We start from the raw sequence: 15,718 nt of genomic DNA, 5'->3' as shown, positions 1-15,718 counted from the left end.
AATCACAGGCACCAATTCTCAATCGCTGCATAAAGCACTCAAAGTTCTCACACACTTCTCAGCGCATGAAACTCGACAGAGACCATTTCAATCTCACGACCAAAATGTGTCTTCCTTGCTTCTTTCCGAAAAAGAAACGTACCTGTCCGTAACCCTTGCTTCTTAGCAAATCCGTCTCCAGGTCCGCCGAAGCGCAAAGTCAACGCCGGCCGCGTTTCCCTTCCTTCAATTCCAAATTGTCAAAGAACTGAACACCTAAGCGTTCATCACCCAACAGAAACCCGCCGCCGAACTCTCATCCGGCCACCAAAGCCACCCTGTCGGGAAGTCTCGGGAACAGCGTCCCCGCCGCCAGCGACGTTGCCGCCGTCGATGAACAGGCTTATACGCAGACCCACCGGACCCGTCAACAACCTTCTGTCCGATTTTTTTGCAGCCGCTGATTATTTTTGCGGCCCCCATGTGGATAAGCTGGCTTACAGGCCCGCAAAAGCCGCAGAAATCAGCCGCGAAACGGGGAAAAATGTTTATCAACAGGCACTTGCCGCGCAGCGAAAAATTCTTCGCAGGCGCACTCAAGCCCGTGTGGACAGCAGAAACAGAGCCGTTCCGAGCCCTCCGGCGGCGGCAATCGCAGCCAGTCCGGCGCACTTGCCGGGTGCATTGGCGAGGATATGGGCGAGCCTCACAGCCAATATGGCGCCGGATGCGCCAACGGGATGCCCCCGTGCGAGCGCCCCGCCCCCCTGATTGACGCGCAAATCATCAAGGCCAAGGCCGATCGCCCTGCGGCCCGCCATCGCCTGAACGGCGAAGGCCTCCATCAGCTCCACAACAGAGATGTCTTCAAGGCCCATGCAGGTGCGGCGGAAGAGCTGCAGCGCCGCCTCATGCGCCCCCGCAGCCGGATTGCCCGGATCGCCGCCGGTCATCACCCCCTGCCCCACTGCAGCCAGAGGCATCAGACCCCGGCGCTCTGCTTCCTCGCGGCGCATGATCACAAGGATCGCAGCTGCATCGGCTTCCACGGCAATTGTAGATGCTGTCAGCCCATGGGCGTTCCCGCCTGCGAGCACGGGAAGCCGGGACTGCAGCCTTGCATCAAGCGGACGCGTGAAGGCATCCGCCGCCAACCCCGCCAGCGGCACGGTCTCAGCCGCAAGATCCCCCGCCGCCTGCGCCCGCAAGGCGGCGGCATGGCTGGCACGGGCATAAGCTTCCTGCGCCTCCCGCGTGAACCGCATCTCATGCGCCATCATGGCCGCCGCCTCCGTAGGGTCCGGATCGGCAAACGGCGGCGGCGCAAAGGCCGGACGGTCATAGGCAATGGGCAGGCCATCCTTCTGTATCGGGCGGTGCATGCGAACCGGCGCGCGGGAGAAGCTTTCAACGCCGCCCGCAATGACCACATCCGCCTCCCCGGCCCGGATGGCGCGGGCCGCGAGGATCACCGCATCAAGACCGGAGCAGCATTGCCGGTCCACGGTCATGGCGCTGACGGTTTGCGGCAGGCCCGCGGCCAGGGCCACCAGCCGGGCAGGATTGCCGCCCGCGCCCAGCGCATTGCCAAGGATCACCTCGCTGACCGCCTCCACGGGAAGCCCGGCATCAGCGAGGGCTGCCTGAAGCACGGGCGCGCCCAGTTGCGCCAGTTCCAGCCGCGCAAAGGCGCCGCCGCGCGGGGCCACGGGCGAACGCCGGGCGGCCACAATCACGGGGTCATGCGCCGTTGTGCCGGTCATGGCCTCACCTCGTCTTCAGCCGGGCATGGACAGCCCCTTCCAGCGCCGGAAGATCCGTCTTGCCGCCCGGCGTCAGGGGGAAGGCCTCGAACAGGAGAAAGGCACGCGGACATCGGGCACGGCCAAGGGCCGCCAGCACGGCGCGCCGCAGCAGGCTGCCATCCTTCAGATTGCCGGCAGCCCCGGGGTCCGGCCAGATGGCGGCCACCAGTCTTTGCCCGCGCAGACGGTCCGGCGCGCCGAAGACTGCGGCAGCCGTCACCCCGGGCAGGGCGCGCAGCACCTTCTCCACCTCTTCGGGAAAGATATTGAGGCCGGAGCTGTTGATCATCCGCTTGTCGCGGCCCGCGAGATAGAGATTGCCCGCCTCATCAAGCCAGCCCCGGTCGCCGATGGTCAGCCAGCCGTCCTGCCAGCGCACTTCCTCGCCGCCACCGCATATATAGCGATCGAACAGCAGCGGGCTGCGCACCCACAGATGTCCGGCTTCTCCTTGTGGCAAAACGCGGCCCTGCCCATCGCGGATCTCCACCTCCACTCCGGGAAAGGGGCGCCCGACGGAAGCTTCCGGCGCCGTTCCATCCTGCAGGGAGATGAAGCTCATTTCGGAGGCGCCATAGAACTCGCAGATCCGCACGCCGGGCAGACGCCGGGTCAGCATCTGCCGGTCCTCCGGCTGCAGCTTGGCACCGCTCGACAGGACAAGCCGCAGGGACGGTGCGCCCTCCATGTCGCGCAGGATCAGCTGCAGCTGGGTCGGCGTCGCATAGAGTATGGTGGTGCCGCCTTGCGCCAGGCGGCGGGCCACGGCCTTCGGCTGAAAGCGGGGCATGACCTCGACGCACGCCCCGGCGCAAAGCCCTTCAACCGCCGCATAGAGATGCAGCGAATGCACCAGCCCGCCGCAGACCAGCACCTTGTCCTGAGGTGAGGTGCCGAAGGCAGCAGCACTCAGGCGGAAACTTTCTGTCCAGGAGCGGTGGGTGCGGGCAAAGCCCTTGGGCACACCCGTCGAGCCGGAGGTAAAGCCGGCGTAGAAAAGATCTTCCGGCGCGGGAAAGGGCAGCAAGGATGAAGCGGCTTCCTCCGCCCCTGCCGTCAGCGCCGGAAAAGCCGCAGCATCAATGACAAGATCAGGCGCAGAGGCGGCGAGGATCTGATCGCGCAGGGCATCGGGCCATGTGGTGTCGAGCATGAGAGCAATGCCCCCGGCCCGGCCTGCAGCAAAGAAGGCCAGCAGTGCCTGCAAGGGATCGTCCAGCAGAATGCCGGTGCGCGGCTGACGGAAGGGTGCAGCAGGCTGGCGCCGGTGCAACTGAAGGGCCAGCGCTTCGACCCGGGCTTGCAGCGCAGCGAAAGTCAGGCTTGCCCCGCCGCAGACAAGCGCGGTCTGGCCGGGGCGGGTGGCCGCGTGATGCGCCAGCGCCGCCCCGGTGAAACTCATGGCCGGCTCAGCAGGGCGCGCGGCAGGCCGCGCGCCACAGTCTGTGCCACCACAGCGGTGATCGCGACCTTGATGAGATCACCCGGCAGATAGATGGCGGTGCCGGCCAAGGCCTTGGCGAAAGGCAGATCGGCGAGGATCATGAGGCCCGGAATGCCGAAGAGATAGACAACGCCAACGCCGCCCACAGCTGCCGAAAGCGCCGCAGACACGAGCACCGGCAGAGTGCGGCTGCGCTCCATGATGAAGCCGGCCACAAAGGCGCCGATGGGCCAGCCGATGAGGAAGCCTGCGGAAGGTCCGGCAAAGACGGCAAGCCCGCCGCGTCCGCCGGCCAAAAGCGGTGCGCCCAGCGCCACGACGAAGAGGAAGAGAAGCATGGACAGGCCGCCGCGCACGGAGCCCAGCATCACACCGGCCAGCATCACGCCAAGGGTTTGCGCGGTGATGGGCACGCCCGCCAGGAACGGAATGGCGAAGGGCGGAAACTGCCCCAGCACCGCAATCAGCGCCGCATAAAAGGCGATCTGCACCAATGCGTAGTCCTTGCTTGCCATGATCATGGCTCCTCTGCCTGTCAAAACTGCCTATGAACGAACCACCCAGTGACCGGCTTTTTAATGCGGCGGCGGCGGCAGCGCAAATCCGCAGAAGAGAGGATTGCATGCCGGAGGATGAAAAACTCTCACAAAAAAGCCCGGGGCACATGCCCCGGGCTGAGGTTTGGCCGTATGGCCTGCTCCTGGGAGAGCTGGGTCCGGATCAGAGGCGCTGGGAGCCCTGACCGAATTCCGGATAGGCTTCGACGCCGATTTCCACCTTGTCGAGGCCGAGAGCCTCTTCCTCGGGGCTGACGCGGATGCCGACGGTGGCCTTGAGGATCATCCACAGAACCAGCGAGGTCACGAAGATGAAGGCGCCGTAGGAGACAACGCCGACCAGCTGGATGCCATAGGAGGTACCCTCATTGGACAGCGGCACGATAAGGGTGCCCCAGATGCCGCAGACGAGGTGGACCGGGATGGCACCGACAACGTCGTCAATCTTCAGCTTGTCGAGCAGCGGCACAACGAAGACGACCAGCGCGCCGCCAACGGCACCGATGAAGACCGCCTGCGCAACAGTCGGGTTCAGCGGCTCGGCGGTGATGGACACGAGACCGGCCAGCGCACCGTTGAGCGCCATGGTGACGTCTACCTTCTTGTAGAGGATCTGGGTCAGGGCCATGGCAGCCACAACACCACCGGCAGCAGCCATGTTGGTGTTGGCGAAGATGCGGGAGATGTCGGTCACGTCACCGATCGTGCCCATGGCGAGCTGCGAAGCACCATTGAAGCCGAACCAGCCGAGCCACAGGATGAACGTGCCAAGGGTGGCCAGCGGAATGGACGAGCCCGGCATCGGGATGACCTGGCCGCTGGAGGTGTACTTGCCCTTGCGTGCGCCGAGGACGATCGCACCGGCGAGCGCGGCCCAGCCACCGACGGAGTGGACCAGCGTGGAGCCGGCGAAGTCGGAGAAGCCCATCACCGAAAGCCAGCCCTTGCCCCACTGCCAGGAGCCGGCGATCGGGTACAGCAGGCCGGTGAGGACAACGGTGAAGAGCAGGAAAGGCCACAGCTTGATGCGCTCGGCCAGCGTGCCGGAGACGATCGAGGCGGCAGTGGCCACGAAGACCATCTGGAAGAACCAGTCCGAAGCGGTGGAGTAGCCAACGCTGAGCGCGTCACCACCGACCGGATCGAAGGAATAGGGGCCGAAGGAACCCATGAAACCACCGTCAACGCCGGTGTACATGAGATTGTAGCCCGTGAGCCAGAACAGGATGCCGGCGATGGAATAGAGCGCAATGTTCTTCAGGCACTGCATCGACACGTTCTTGGACCGCACGAGGCCCGCTTCCAGCATGGCAAAGCCGGCCGCCATCCACATGACGAGGAAGCCGCCCAGAAGGAACAGCAGCGTGTTGAAGATATAGGCGGTGTCGGCGGCCAGAGCGTAGACCGGCGCCTCAGCGGCGGCAGCCGGAGCTTCGGTGGCGGCCGGAGCGGCAGTCTGGGCCAGGCCCGGATCGGCCATCAGACCGAGGACCGCCATGCCGATTGCGGCATAAGCGAAAGACTTCTTCATGTTACTCACCCCTCAAAGCGCTTCTGTGTCGGTTTCGCCGGTGCGGATGCGAACCACCTGATCGATCGAATAGACGAAGATCTTGCCGTCGCCGATCTGGCCGGTCTTGGCGGCGCCGGAGATGACTTCCACGACCTTGTCGACGGACTCGCTGGAAACAGCGACTTCGATCTTGAGCTTCGGCAGGAAGCTCACCGCATATTCGGTGCCGCGGTAGATCTCGGTGTGACCCTTCTGGCGGCCGTAACCCTTGACCTCGGTGACGGTGAGTCCCTGGATGCCGATGCTCGTGAGGGCGTCACGCACCTCGTCGAGCTTGAACGGCTTGATGATGGCCATCACAATTTTCATGCTCGTTACCCGTTTCCCCTGCTTGTCACCGGTCCGGGACTGGACCGGTCTGGCCACCTGGCCCGCATCCTCTGCGCTTCAGGAGGAACCTGCGCTGAGGGCGGGCCGGGCCGGCTTTCCCCTTCTCTTAAACAAGGACCGTGCCAACTTTGGCCGGAGGCAGGAAAATGCCCGATTTCCGCCAGATTCATGGGAGCGGACGCGGAGGCGCCAGGTATCTGACCGTTCAGGAGGCAGCCAGAGAGCGATGCATGTGCCTATTTTCTATTCAAATCTCAAAATTTGCACACGACATAAGCAAAGCTGAAAAACAGAAACGCCACCGCCGCTTTTTAAGGCAGCGATGGCGTCCTGTTGGAGGCGCAAACTTCTGGATGGAGGCAGAAAGACGTGTGCTGATCTCAGGCCGAAAAGCCGCCATCGGCCAGATAGGCGGCCTCTTCCGCCGTCGTCTCGCGCTCGAGCACATGGTTGCGGTGCGGAAAGCGGCCAAAGCGGCGGATCACATCGAGATGAACGAGGGCATAGAGATAGAACTCCTTGTCCCCGAGACGGCGGAACAGATCGACGGATTTCTCCTGCTGGGCCATGTCCTCCGCATGTTCGAACGGCAGGTAGAAGAAGGCGCGGGCATCCTTGGGAAAGGCTTTGTCGAAGCCTCTGGCCAGTGCGGCCGTGGCAATGATCTGCGCTTTTGCATCGGTTGCGAAAGCGCGCTTGTCCTGCCGGTAGACGTTGCGCGGGAACTGGTCGAGCAAAAGCAGAAGCGCCAGCGCGCCATGCGGCGTTTCCTGCCAGTGGTCCAGCGCGCCCGATGCCGCATCATCCATCAGCGGCACGAAATGGCTGCGGATGTCCGCGTCAAAAGCATCACTGCGGGTGAACCAGGCTTCGCGGCCGGCCTTCCACCAGAAATCAAGAACGGCCAAAGGATCGGCGGCGGACGCTTGGGCGGAAGCGGGGGTGGACGTGCTGGTCACGGGCAGTTTCCTTCTCGTCTGCTGTCTTTCAGGTCTCTTCCAATGTCGGCCCTTTCAGCGGTGTTTCAAGCCTTTGCGGCTTGACGCAGTGTTCACGGCAGGACAAGAGCTGAAACCGGACGAAAAACCGCGCAGGGCATCATGACGGCACCAGACACATCGGAACCGGGACAGCATCTGGACCTCAGGGGCCTCAAATGCCCGCTGCCGGTGCTGCGCAGCCGCAAGGCGCTGACGGAGCTGAAGCCGGGCACGGTACTTGTGGTCGAGGCAAGCGACCCGATGTCGGTGATAGACATTCCCCACATGTGCAATGAGGATGGGCACACGCTGCTGGCCCAGGACAAGACCGGAGACAGCCTGCGTTTCACCATCCGCCGGGGTGCACAGAAGAACGAAGGCTGATCAGGTCATCCGCGCGGCGATACGGTCCATTTCCATGGCCAGCGCCACATCCAGCGCCGTCAGCCCGCCTGCATCATGGGTGGACAGCGTCACCTCCACCGTGCGGTAAACGTTCGACCATTCCGGATGATGGTTCATCCGCTCCGCCACCAGCGCCACCTGCGCCATAAAGCCGAAAGCTTCGACGAAACCGGCAAAGACAAAGCGGCGGGTGATGGCGTCGCGCCCCTCCACCAGCCGCCACCCGGTGAGCTGGTCCAGCGCTGTCCCGCGCTCCCCGTCCGTCAGACGTGCCGCCATCTGCATCTCCCGTCTTGAAATCCGCCGCGTCACGGACATCTTTTCCCGCGTCAAACCGAATATAGGCCAGGAGACGACGCTGGCCAGCATTGCATCACCCCAAGGCCCGGACGCCGGACGGGCTTGACCAGATCCCGGTCTGTCAGGCTCATCAGCATTTGGATCACACAGGAGCCCTGCCATGACATCCGTTCTTTTCGTCTGCCTTGGCAACATCTGCCGCTCACCGCTCGCAGAAGGGGCGTTTCGCAAGGTGGTGGAGGATCTGGGCGCAGGCGAGCGGGTGCTGATCGATTCGGCCGGAACCGGTGGCTGGCATCAGGGTGAGGCGCCGGACCCGCGCTCCATTGCCGTGGCTGCCCGCAACGGCATCGACATTTCCGCCCAGCGCGCAAGGCAGCTGGTGAAGGCCGATTTCAGCCGCTTCGAGCACATCCTCGCCATGGACAACAGCAATCTCGCCAATCTGCGCAAGCTGAGCCCGGCAGAGGCCCCTGCCCGCCTCCGGCTGTTTCTGGAAGCAGAGGGGACAGACGTGCCGGACCCCTATTACGGCGGCCCGGCCGGATTCGAGACCGTGTTCCGGATGGTGATGAGAGGCGCGGAGGATCTTGCGGCAGAGCTGGGGCTGGGGCTGGGGCTTGGGCGCAGGCGCTGACGCGCCTCAGCGGAACTTCGCCACAAAGGCACGCAGCGCCCGGCCAATCCTGGCCAGAAGCGGCAGCACGGCGCGGCGCAGGCGCAAGCCGGCCGCAGACAGCCCGGCATCAAGGCTCTGATCCTGCGCCCAGCGCGGCGTCTTCACATAGAGCAGCCAGTAGACCGACAGGAGCACCAGGAAGGTCAGCCCCCAGGCCAGCAGCGTGTCGGAGAGAAAATGGCCGCCGAAGGCCACCCGGTTCGCCGAAAGCGCCAGCATCAGCGGCAGAACCGTCAGCACCACCGCCGGACGCCAGCTTCTCGGCACCACGAAAGCCAGTGCCATCAGCCACATGCTGGCCGAGCCCTCGCCCGAGACAAAGGAACAGTTGGTGCTGCACCAGTCCGTCTTGAGCCACACCGGCATGAACGGCATGTCTCCGCCGAACTGTTCCACCATCACCGGGCGCGGACGGCCCCAGGTGTTCTTCAGGATGCTGTTGACCAGGATACCCGGGCCCAGCACCAGCGTGGAGAGCAGAAAGACCGGCTTGCGCAGCGGCATCAGCGCCGGCAGCTCCGGCAGCAGCAGCTTGAGAAGCAGCGTCAGCACGCAGACGATGGCCACCGTCTGCACCAGATAGGGGCCGAGATAACGAAGCTTCTGCAGGAAGGGCGAGGAGGCCGCCGTAAAGCCTTCGCCGGGCGTGTAGAACAGGCCGCTGGCCAGAAGATCAAGATCCGGCGCCGCCAGGAACACCAGCGACACAACGCCAATGAACGTGAAGGCTGCCGCAAACGGATGGGTGCGGCACCAGCGCACACTGGTGCAGATCAAAGTGCGGGCACGGGCGAGGCCAGAAGGAGCAGCGTGATCGGTCATTCGGGCTCTCTAGCCTATTTTTGCAAGCTCGGCCAATATCTGCGCAACGGCGGGCGCCGTGAACGGACCAGATGTCATACCAACTCTCGATGAGCTTGACTCATCAAGAGTTGGTCAAGCCCGTGCGGCGCCTGAGCAATTTCAAGGCGTGATGCGTCAGCATCTCAACGCCTTGGTATAAGAGGAATTTTCCATGCAGCAACGGCCGAGGCTCGATTTCTGGTTTGAATTTGCCTCCACCTACAGCTACCTCACCGCCATGCGCATCGAGACGGTGGCCAGGGACAGGGGCATCGATCTGGTCTGGCGGCCGTTTCTGCTCGGCCCCATCTTTGCCCGGCAGGGCTGGGACACGTCACCCTTCAACCTGTTTCCGGCCAAGGGGCGCTACATGTGGCGCGAGATGGAGCGGATGTGCGAGGACATGGGCCTGCCGCTGACCGTGCCCGATCCCTTTCCGCAGAACGGCCTGATGGCAGCGCGCATTGCCCATGCCGGGCGGCTGGAACCGTGGATCGGCAGCTTCGTGCGCGCTGTTTACATGGCGGAATTTGGCGAGGGCCGCGATATCAGCGACGAAGGTCTTCTAGCCGGCATCCTCTTGGATCTGGGACTGGATGCAAAGGCCCTGCTTGCCAAGGCCCAGAGCATCGAGGTGAAGATCGGCCTGCGGGCCGCCGTGGCCGAGGCAGAAGCGGCAGGCGTTTTCGGAGCACCCAGCTTTGTGACGGAAGACGGAGAGCTTTACTGGGGCAACGACCGGCTGGAAGACGCCGTGGAATGCGCCCTGCGCCTCACCCGCTAACCTTCACAGGACAACAATGCCCGAGTGCTTGGCCTTGTGCTCGGGCTCCACATGGATCGTCACCCTGGCGCCGGGCAGCGACTTGCCGATGGCCTGCTCGATCCGGTCACAGATGTCGTGGGCGGCATCGACGCTCATTTCCCCCGGCACCACCAGATGGAAATCCACGAAGGTCAGCCGCCCCGCCAGCCGGGTGCGCAGGTCGTGGGCCTCGATGGCCCCTTCCCCGTGTTCGGAGATCAGCCCGCGCAGCATGTCCTGCACATCGGTGGAGGCCGCTTCATCCATCAGGCCGCTGACGGAGGCCTTCATCAGGGTCCAGCCGGACCAAAGCACGTTGAGGCCGACAAGCCCCGCCAGCAGCGAATCCAGCTGCCGCCAGCCGGTCAGGAAGACCAGAACGACACCCACCAGAACGCCCACAGAGGTGAGCACATCCGTCATCAGGTGCTTGCCATCGGCTTCAAGCGCCGGGGAGCCGTTCTTGCGGCCAAAGCGGATCAGCAGCACGGCCCAGCCGCAATTGAGCACGCTGGCCAGCCCGTTCACGGCAAGGCCCTTCACGGTGTAATCGGCCATTTCCGTCGCGTGATAGCCTTCCCAGGCCGCATTGAAGATCGACAACGCCGCCAGCACGATCATCACGCCCACGAGAACTGCAGCGAAATACTCCGCCTTGTCGTGGCCATAAGGGTGATTGGAATCGGCCGGCTTGGCCGCGTACCAGACCGCCAGCAGGGTGGCAAAGGAGGAGGCAACATTGACGATGGATTCCAGCGCATCCGAATAGAGCGCCACGGACCCTGTCAGCACATAGGCCAGATACTTCAGGCCCAGAACGGCGGCGCCGACAATCACGCTGCCGAGGGCAATGCGCAGACGCAGGCTCATGGCTACCTCACGGATTGAGGGCGCGGCACTCCGCACGCCCGGTCAGGAGGCGGCGGCCTTGATGGCGCGCCGTCCCGTTCGGGCAAGGCCTTAGGCATGTTTCAGGCTGAACGCAAGGGCGGTGCGCGAGGAGAAGCGCTAGATACCCGTATCCCACAGGTTGGAAGCAGCGCCGATGATGCGCCCCGGCCCGCTGTCATCCTCCAGCTGGACAATGACCGCGCAGCGCTTTCCGCCCTTTTTCATCGGATGCTGGGGCAGTTTCAACTCCATCTGCCCGCCGGACCACATGCCCACCGCTTCCAGCCGCTTCACCACATTGACATAGGTGACCTGCCGCCCCTCATTCTCGCCACGGCCGACCTCGACTGTCCTGGAAGGCATGACATGGAGCAGGTAGACGGTCGCCATCTTCGCCCCTTCGGGCAGCGCTCCGTCGATGGTGACTTCCAGCATGTCCGGCGTGGAATGAAGCAAGACCGAGGCCGTCATCTTCGTGGCGCGGCCAAGGGCGGCCCCGACTGCAGCCTCATCGCCCCCCACCACATGCTCGCCGCCGTTGATGACGATCTGCGGCGTATAGACCGAGCGGTCACCGCGGCGGGCCGAGTACAGCCGCTGGCGCTCGGAGTTTTCCGGCGAGGCAAGCGTATCCTTCCAGCCCAGATAGTCCCAATAGTCGACCGGCAGGGAAAGCGCGAGGATGCTGGCGTCCTTTGCGAGGTCCTGCAACAGCTTGTCGGCCGGCGGACAGGACGAGCAGCCCTGGCTGGTAAAGAGCTCCACCACGACCGGCGGAGTCTTCCCGTCTGCGGCAGAGGCACCGCCCGGCAGGGCTACAGCCAGCAAGCCGGCGGCAACCGCCAGCCGTGAAATCAGCATTCGCACAGGGCCCATGGCCGGGGAGCTCACTCTTGTCTTCCGGATCTTTCTCTCGTCCAAAATACATATTCTGCGCCGCCGCGCGAGTCACGTCGCGGTGAGACGGGCTGCGGCGCAAGGTGATTTCAGAGAACGGAGAGCATGCCGCCATCGACATAGATGATCTGACCGTTCACGTAGTTGGACGCAGACGAGGCCAGATAGACCGCCGTTCCGGCCAGTTCATCCGGATTGCCCCAGCGTGCGGAAGGGGTCCGGCCCTTCACCCAGGCGTCGAACTGAGGGTTGTTGATCAGCGCCTCATTCATGTCGGTGACCATGTAACCGGGACCGATGGCATTCGCCTGAATGCCATGCTTTGCCCATTCCGCTGCCATGCCGCGGGTCAGCATCTTGATGCCGCCCTTCGCCACCGTGTAGGGAATCACCGTGGCCCGGGCGAGTTCGCTGGTCAGAGATCCGATGTTGATGATCTTGCCCGCCCCGCGCGGGATCATCCGCCGGGCAGCCTCCCGGCCCATCAGGAAGGCACTGGTCAGGTTGGTGTCGATCACCCGCTGCCAGTCGGCAAGCGCCAGTTCCACCATGGGCTGGCGGTGCTGGATACCGGCATTGTTGACCAGAATGGAAATGCCGAGGCCAGCTGCATCGAACCGCTCGAAGGCGGCAACCACCTCCTCCTCGCGCGTCACGTCAAAGGCTGCTTCATGCACGGTGAAGCCGCGTCCGCGCAGTTCTGCCGCCCGTTCCGCAACGGCCTGGACACTGCGGCCATTGAGGACAACCGCCGCACCGGCCTGGGCAAGACCCTCGGCAATCGCCAGGCCAAGGCCACGGGTCGAGCCGGAAATCAGCGCCGTCTGCCCGGAGAGATCAAACAAGGGGTTGGTCATCGCAGGTTCACTCCTCACAGAACGGAACGGCGGACGGTCAGATCAGACCGCTCGAAGACGGCCGGCAGCAGCTCGGTGCCAAGACCCGGCCCCTCCATTGGCAGGACATAGCCATCGCGCACGACCGGCATTTCGGTCACCAGTTCCTTGTACCAGCCGGTGTAGAAGGCACGCACGGATTCCTGAATCAGCGTGTTCGGCTGGCTGAAGGACGTGTGGATCGCGGCGATATAGGCCACCGGACCGGTGCAGTCATGCGGGGCGAAGGGCCGGTGATAGGTGTCGGCCAGCGCGGCAATCTTGCGCCCTTCGGTGATGCCGCCGGTCCAGCACAGGTCCACCATGGCGATATGGCTGGCGTTGCGCTCCAGCATGTCCTTGTAGGGAAAGCGCGAGCCGAGCGTTTCGCTGGCACAGACGGGCACGGTCGTGGAGGCGGCATATTCGGCCAGCGCCTGCGGTGAGTTCATCCGGATCGGGTCTTCGTACCAGGTGGGGGCGTAAGGCTCCAGCGCACGGGCAATCTTCATGGCTGTTGGCAGGTTCCACAGGGAGTGGAACTCCACCATGATCTCCATCCGGTCCCCCACGGCCTTGCGGATCTTCTCGAAAGGCTCGATCGCCTTGCGCATCTGTTCGGCATTGATGTAGAGGCCGCGGTTTTCCTGCGCGGGCGGATCGAAAGGCCAGATCTTCATCGCAGAAATGCCGCTTTCCAGCAGGCTCTCGGCCAGGGCACCGGCATCCGTCATGAAGGCATTCAGGTCCTCGTAGGGGCCTTCGCTGGTGCTGCCGATGTTCCAGGTATCGACCGGCCGGATGTTGTGGGTCCGCACATAGCCGTAACCGGCGCAAGTGTTGTAGATCCGCAGCTTGTCCGTGGTGATGCCGCCCAGCATCTGATGCACCGGCTGCCCGCAGACCTTGCCGAAGAGATCCCACAGGGCAATGTCGATGGCCGATGCCGCGCGGTACTCCACGCCGGTGGAGGCCTGTGCAAGCGGCAGATCCGTCATGACCCGGTTCAGGGCTTCGATCTGCAGCGGATTGCGGCCCAGCAGCCGCCCGGCCAGCGTATCGTGAATATGCGCCTCGACAGCCGCTGCGCCATAAAAGGTCTCACCCAGACCGATGGTGCCCTGGTCCGTATGGACCCGCACCCAGAGCACATTGGCAAATTCCTCTGTCCGCAGTGTTTCCAGTGCTGTGATTTTCATGCCGGCCTCCCGTGTTTGCGCCGGTCTGACCGGCCGCCAGAACACCGGTCGGTCCACACTCTGGATTCGAACCGGCGTCCATTGACATATCGTGATACTATGTGAAATATCAGAGTCAGACCGACATAAGCCCGATGCAGCTTTTTGGCAAGAGATGATGATGAAGACCGGCAAAGCAGAGGATGACCGCACGGACCAGGCAGCCGCCCCTGCCTGGAGCCTTGAATGCGCTCAGGACCTTACGTCCCTTGCCTATGAACGGGTCGAAGAGCTGTTTGTTGCCATGCAGATTGCTCCGGGCGCGGATATCCGGACCCAGGACCTTCAGGAACGGGTTGGCCTGGGCCGCACACCCGTCCATCAGGCCGTGCGCCGGCTCGCCGCAGAAACGCTGCTGGAAGTCCGTCCCCGGAACGGCCTGCGCGTCGCCCCGATCGACCTGACCCGGGAGCGGAACCTTGCGGAGCTGCGCCGGGACGTTGACCGCTTTGTCACCGCCACCGCCATCCGCAACATGTCTGCCAATGACCGGGCAGCCCTGCACCACCTGCGCCGGCGGGTTGAGGCAGAGTTCGACAGCCTCAGTCTCGACGGCTTCAATGCCATCGACAAGTCCTTCGACCGGCTTCTGATCCGCGCTTCGGGAGAGCGCTTTCTGGAGCGAACCGCCAGCCCGCTGCAGGCCTTCGCGCGCCGCATGGGCTATCTGCACATCACCCAGATCAGTGGCCGGAAAGGCCTCGCTGCGAGCATGGAGCGCCACATGGCGATTATGGATCATGTCCTCGCCGGCGATACGGATGCCGCCTGCTCGGCCTCCCGTGATCTGGTTGCCTTCAGCATGTCCCTCATCAGCGAGCTGGAACGGGAAATAGACCCGGCTCTGCTCGATGTCCGGTTCTCCGCCCAGCCATGACGCCAGGCGGAAACGGCGGCTCTCAACCGCCGCAAAAGGAGCTCTGACGGGCTCCGGCACATACCCATCCAAAAGCTCATCAACGGGAGGAATGATGATGAAGCGATTTTTGAAGACGGCATCCCTGACAGCTGTGGCAGCCTTCGCGCTGGCAACAAGCGCAATGGCGCAGGAGTACTCGTTCCGGTTCCAGTCCTCGGACCCGGCGGGCAACCCGAATTTCGAGTATCAGAAGGGCTGGACCGATCTCGTCGCTGAAAAGTCCGGCGGCAAGGTGAAGATCGAGCTGATGCCGGTCGGCTCCGTCGTCGAATACAATGAAACCCTGGACGCGGTTGCGGCGGGCATTCTGGACGGCCAGATCTGCGATTCGTCCTACTGGGCCGGCAAGGACCCGGCTTTCGGCCTCATCGCCAACCCGGTCGGCGCATGGTCCGATCCCGCCCAGATGATCGACTTTGTCGAGAATGGCGGCGGCAAGGAAATCATGCAGGAGCTGCTTGGCTCCTACGGCCTGCATTTCATCGGCGTGTCCACGCCCGGCCTTGAGGCTTTCGTCTCCCGCGTTCCGCTCAATGGCGTTGATGACCTCAAGGGCGTCAAGGTCCGCTCACCGGAAGGCCCGATTGCCAACGTCTTCGCCGCAGCAGGCGCTGCGCCGGTGAACCTGCCTGCCTCGGAAGTCTTCACCAGCATCGACAAGGGCGTGGTCGACGCAGCCGACTATTCGGTGTTCTCGGTCAACCAGACCCAGGGCCTCAACAAGGTTGCCCCGCACCCGGTCTACCCCGGTTTCCACTCCCTGCCGCTCGTGGAAGTGTCCATGAACAAGGCCAAGTGGGACGCCCTGCCGGACGACATCAAGACCTTGCTGGAAACGACCGTGAAGGAATTCCAGCAGGCCCAGATCAACGGCCTCAAGGCTGCCGACCTGAAGGCGATCGAGGAAGCCAAGGCGGACGGTTCCATCACCATCCACAACTGGCCGGACGAAGAACGCGCCAAGTTCCGCAAGATCGCCATGGCCGAATGGGAGCGCATCGCCAAAGGCTCTGCGATGGCGCAGAAGGTCTATGACACCCTCACCAGCTATCTGAACCAGAAGGGCCTGCTCTGAGACAGGTGGCCTGAAACGGGTTGCGGCGGGACAGCACATGCCCCGCCCTCCCGGACCGCATAGGCACCATCCGTCTGCAAGATCATGAGGCGGCGCGGCCCCGTGCCGCCTCAGCCCTGAGGC

17 protein-coding genes are annotated in these 15,718 nt (G+C 63.7%); 5 read left to right on the top strand and 12 right to left on the bottom strand.

Annotated features, from left to right (window positions below):
* Positions 1-575: 575 nt before the first annotated feature.
* The 6 genes from H163_RS0109995 to H163_RS0109970 all read right to left on the bottom strand — a co-directional run bounded on the left by H163_RS0109995 (position 576) and on the right by H163_RS0109970 (position 6,647).
* Positions 576-1,742 carry a thiolase family protein gene (locus H163_RS0109995; RefSeq protein WP_019964440.1) on the bottom strand — a complete coding sequence of 389 codons (1,167 nt, stop codon included), beginning with the start codon at positions 1,740-1,742 and terminating at the stop codon, positions 576-578.
* Between the two features lie 4 nt (positions 1,743-1,746).
* Positions 1,747-3,186 (bottom strand): class I adenylate-forming enzyme family protein, encoded by a 1,440-nt coding sequence (locus H163_RS0109990; protein WP_019964439.1) that lies wholly within the window; start codon positions 3,184-3,186, stop codon positions 1,747-1,749.
* On the bottom strand, positions 3,183-3,749 hold the full coding sequence (locus H163_RS0109985; RefSeq protein WP_019964438.1) for a biotin transporter BioY: 567 nt from the start codon (positions 3,747-3,749) through the stop codon (positions 3,183-3,185). The genes H163_RS0109990 and H163_RS0109985 overlap by 4 nt, the downstream gene beginning before the upstream one ends.
* A gap of 199 nt (positions 3,750-3,948) precedes the next feature.
* On the bottom strand, positions 3,949-5,316 hold the full coding sequence (locus H163_RS0109980) for an ammonium transporter family protein (RefSeq protein WP_019964437.1): 1,368 nt from the start codon (positions 5,314-5,316) through the stop codon (positions 3,949-3,951).
* A gap of 12 nt (positions 5,317-5,328) precedes the next feature.
* A complete protein-coding gene (locus tag H163_RS0109975; protein ID WP_026355689.1) occupies positions 5,329-5,667 on the bottom strand; it encodes a P-II family nitrogen regulator in 339 nt (112 codons plus the stop codon).
* Between the two features lie 401 nt (positions 5,668-6,068).
* On the bottom strand, positions 6,069-6,647 hold the full coding sequence (locus H163_RS0109970) for a DUF924 family protein (RefSeq protein ID WP_115336505.1): 579 nt from the start codon (positions 6,645-6,647) through the stop codon (positions 6,069-6,071).
* Positions 6,648-6,788: 141 nt separating this feature from the next.
* Here H163_RS0109970 and H163_RS0109965 point away from each other — a divergent pair, with 141 nt between their 5' ends.
* On the top strand, positions 6,789-7,052 hold the full coding sequence (locus H163_RS0109965; protein WP_019964434.1) for a sulfurtransferase TusA family protein: 264 nt from the start codon (positions 6,789-6,791) through the stop codon (positions 7,050-7,052).
* On the opposite strand, the gene H163_RS0109960 is transcribed toward H163_RS0109965, so the two are convergent.
* A complete protein-coding gene (locus H163_RS0109960) occupies positions 7,053-7,352 on the bottom strand; it encodes a 4a-hydroxytetrahydrobiopterin dehydratase (protein ID WP_026355688.1) in 300 nt (99 codons plus the stop codon).
* Between the two features lie 181 nt (positions 7,353-7,533).
* Here H163_RS0109960 and H163_RS0109955 point away from each other — a divergent pair, with 181 nt between their 5' ends.
* Complete coding sequence (locus H163_RS0109955) at positions 7,534-8,010, top strand: low molecular weight protein-tyrosine-phosphatase (protein ID WP_019964432.1); 477 nt, start codon at positions 7,534-7,536, stop codon at positions 8,008-8,010.
* A 6-nt stretch (positions 8,011-8,016) separates the two neighbouring features.
* On the opposite strand, the gene H163_RS0109950 is transcribed toward H163_RS0109955, so the two are convergent.
* Positions 8,017-8,874: a phosphatase PAP2 family protein gene (locus H163_RS0109950; protein WP_019964431.1), complete on the bottom strand. Its 858-nt coding sequence runs from the start codon at positions 8,872-8,874 to the stop codon at positions 8,017-8,019.
* Positions 8,875-9,067: 193 nt separating this feature from the next.
* Here H163_RS0109950 and H163_RS0109945 point away from each other — a divergent pair, with 193 nt between their 5' ends.
* Positions 9,068-9,679, top strand: a complete 612-nt coding sequence (locus tag H163_RS0109945; RefSeq protein WP_019964430.1) for a 2-hydroxychromene-2-carboxylate isomerase — start codon at positions 9,068-9,070, stop codon at positions 9,677-9,679.
* A gap of 3 nt (positions 9,680-9,682) precedes the next feature.
* On the opposite strand, the gene H163_RS0109940 is transcribed toward H163_RS0109945, so the two are convergent.
* From H163_RS0109940 to H163_RS0109925, 4 genes are all read right to left on the bottom strand, one after another.
* Positions 9,683-10,570, bottom strand: coding sequence for a cation diffusion facilitator family transporter (locus tag H163_RS0109940; RefSeq protein ID WP_019964429.1), 888 nt, complete (start codon positions 10,568-10,570; stop codon positions 9,683-9,685).
* Between the two features lie 138 nt (positions 10,571-10,708).
* Entirely contained in the window at positions 10,709-11,452 is a 744-nt protein-coding gene (locus H163_RS0109935; protein WP_019964428.1) for a DUF1223 domain-containing protein, read from the bottom strand.
* A 125-nt stretch (positions 11,453-11,577) separates the two neighbouring features.
* Positions 11,578-12,345, bottom strand: a complete 768-nt coding sequence (locus H163_RS0109930) for an SDR family oxidoreductase (protein ID WP_019964427.1) — start codon at positions 12,343-12,345, stop codon at positions 11,578-11,580.
* A gap of 14 nt (positions 12,346-12,359) precedes the next feature.
* A complete protein-coding gene (locus tag H163_RS0109925; protein ID WP_019964426.1) occupies positions 12,360-13,562 on the bottom strand; it encodes a mandelate racemase/muconate lactonizing enzyme family protein in 1,203 nt (400 codons plus the stop codon).
* Between the two features lie 160 nt (positions 13,563-13,722).
* Between H163_RS0109925 and H163_RS0109920 the strand changes: the two genes are divergently transcribed.
* Both H163_RS0109920 and H163_RS0109915 read left to right on the top strand, forming a co-directional pair.
* Positions 13,723-14,478 (top strand): GntR family transcriptional regulator, encoded by a 756-nt coding sequence (locus H163_RS0109920; RefSeq protein WP_160118282.1) that lies wholly within the window; start codon positions 13,723-13,725, stop codon positions 14,476-14,478.
* A gap of 97 nt (positions 14,479-14,575) precedes the next feature.
* Complete coding sequence (locus H163_RS0109915) at positions 14,576-15,595, top strand: TRAP transporter substrate-binding protein (protein ID WP_244296176.1); 1,020 nt, start codon at positions 14,576-14,578, stop codon at positions 15,593-15,595.
* Positions 15,596-15,718: the final 123 nt, after the last annotated feature.

Source organism: Pannonibacter phragmitetus DSM 14782, from assembly GCF_000382365.1.
Lineage (GTDB): Bacteria > Pseudomonadota > Alphaproteobacteria > Rhizobiales > Stappiaceae > Pannonibacter > Pannonibacter phragmitetus.
This window is presented reverse-complemented; position numbering and strand designations above follow the sequence as displayed.

Excerpts from the sequence above, each read along its gene's own strand:
- H163_RS0109995 (WP_019964440.1), bottom strand. The coding sequence starts at position 1,742 with ATGACCGGCACAACGGCGCATGACCCCGTGATTGTGGCCGCCCGGCGT.
- H163_RS0109990 (WP_019964439.1), bottom strand. The coding sequence starts at position 3,186 with ATGAGTTTCACCGGGGCGGCGCTGGCGCATCACGCGGCCACCCGCCCC.
- H163_RS0109985 (WP_019964438.1), bottom strand. The coding sequence starts at position 3,749 with ATGATCATGGCAAGCAAGGACTACGCATTGGTGCAGATCGCCTTTTAT.
- H163_RS0109980 (WP_019964437.1), bottom strand. The coding sequence starts at position 5,316 with ATGAAGAAGTCTTTCGCTTATGCCGCAATCGGCATGGCGGTCCTCGGT.
- H163_RS0109975 (WP_026355689.1), bottom strand. The coding sequence starts at position 5,667 with ATGAAAATTGTGATGGCCATCATCAAGCCGTTCAAGCTCGACGAGGTG.
- H163_RS0109965 (WP_019964434.1), top strand. The coding sequence starts at position 6,789 with ATGACGGCACCAGACACATCGGAACCGGGACAGCATCTGGACCTCAGG.
- H163_RS0109960 (WP_026355688.1), bottom strand. The coding sequence starts at position 7,352 with ATGGCGGCACGTCTGACGGACGGGGAGCGCGGGACAGCGCTGGACCAG.
- H163_RS0109955 (WP_019964432.1), top strand. The coding sequence starts at position 7,534 with ATGACATCCGTTCTTTTCGTCTGCCTTGGCAACATCTGCCGCTCACCG.
- H163_RS0109950 (WP_019964431.1), bottom strand. The coding sequence starts at position 8,874 with ATGACCGATCACGCTGCTCCTTCTGGCCTCGCCCGTGCCCGCACTTTG.
- H163_RS0109945 (WP_019964430.1), top strand. The coding sequence starts at position 9,068 with ATGCAGCAACGGCCGAGGCTCGATTTCTGGTTTGAATTTGCCTCCACC.
- H163_RS0109940 (WP_019964429.1), bottom strand. The coding sequence starts at position 10,570 with ATGAGCCTGCGTCTGCGCATTGCCCTCGGCAGCGTGATTGTCGGCGCC.
- H163_RS0109935 (WP_019964428.1), bottom strand. The coding sequence starts at position 11,452 with ATGCTGATTTCACGGCTGGCGGTTGCCGCCGGCTTGCTGGCTGTAGCC.
- H163_RS0109930 (WP_019964427.1), bottom strand. The coding sequence starts at position 12,345 with ATGACCAACCCCTTGTTTGATCTCTCCGGGCAGACGGCGCTGATTTCC.
- H163_RS0109925 (WP_019964426.1), bottom strand. The coding sequence starts at position 13,562 with ATGAAAATCACAGCACTGGAAACACTGCGGACAGAGGAATTTGCCAAT.
- H163_RS0109920 (WP_160118282.1), top strand. The coding sequence starts at position 13,723 with ATGAAGACCGGCAAAGCAGAGGATGACCGCACGGACCAGGCAGCCGCC.
- H163_RS0109915 (WP_244296176.1), top strand. The coding sequence starts at position 14,576 with ATGAAGCGATTTTTGAAGACGGCATCCCTGACAGCTGTGGCAGCCTTC.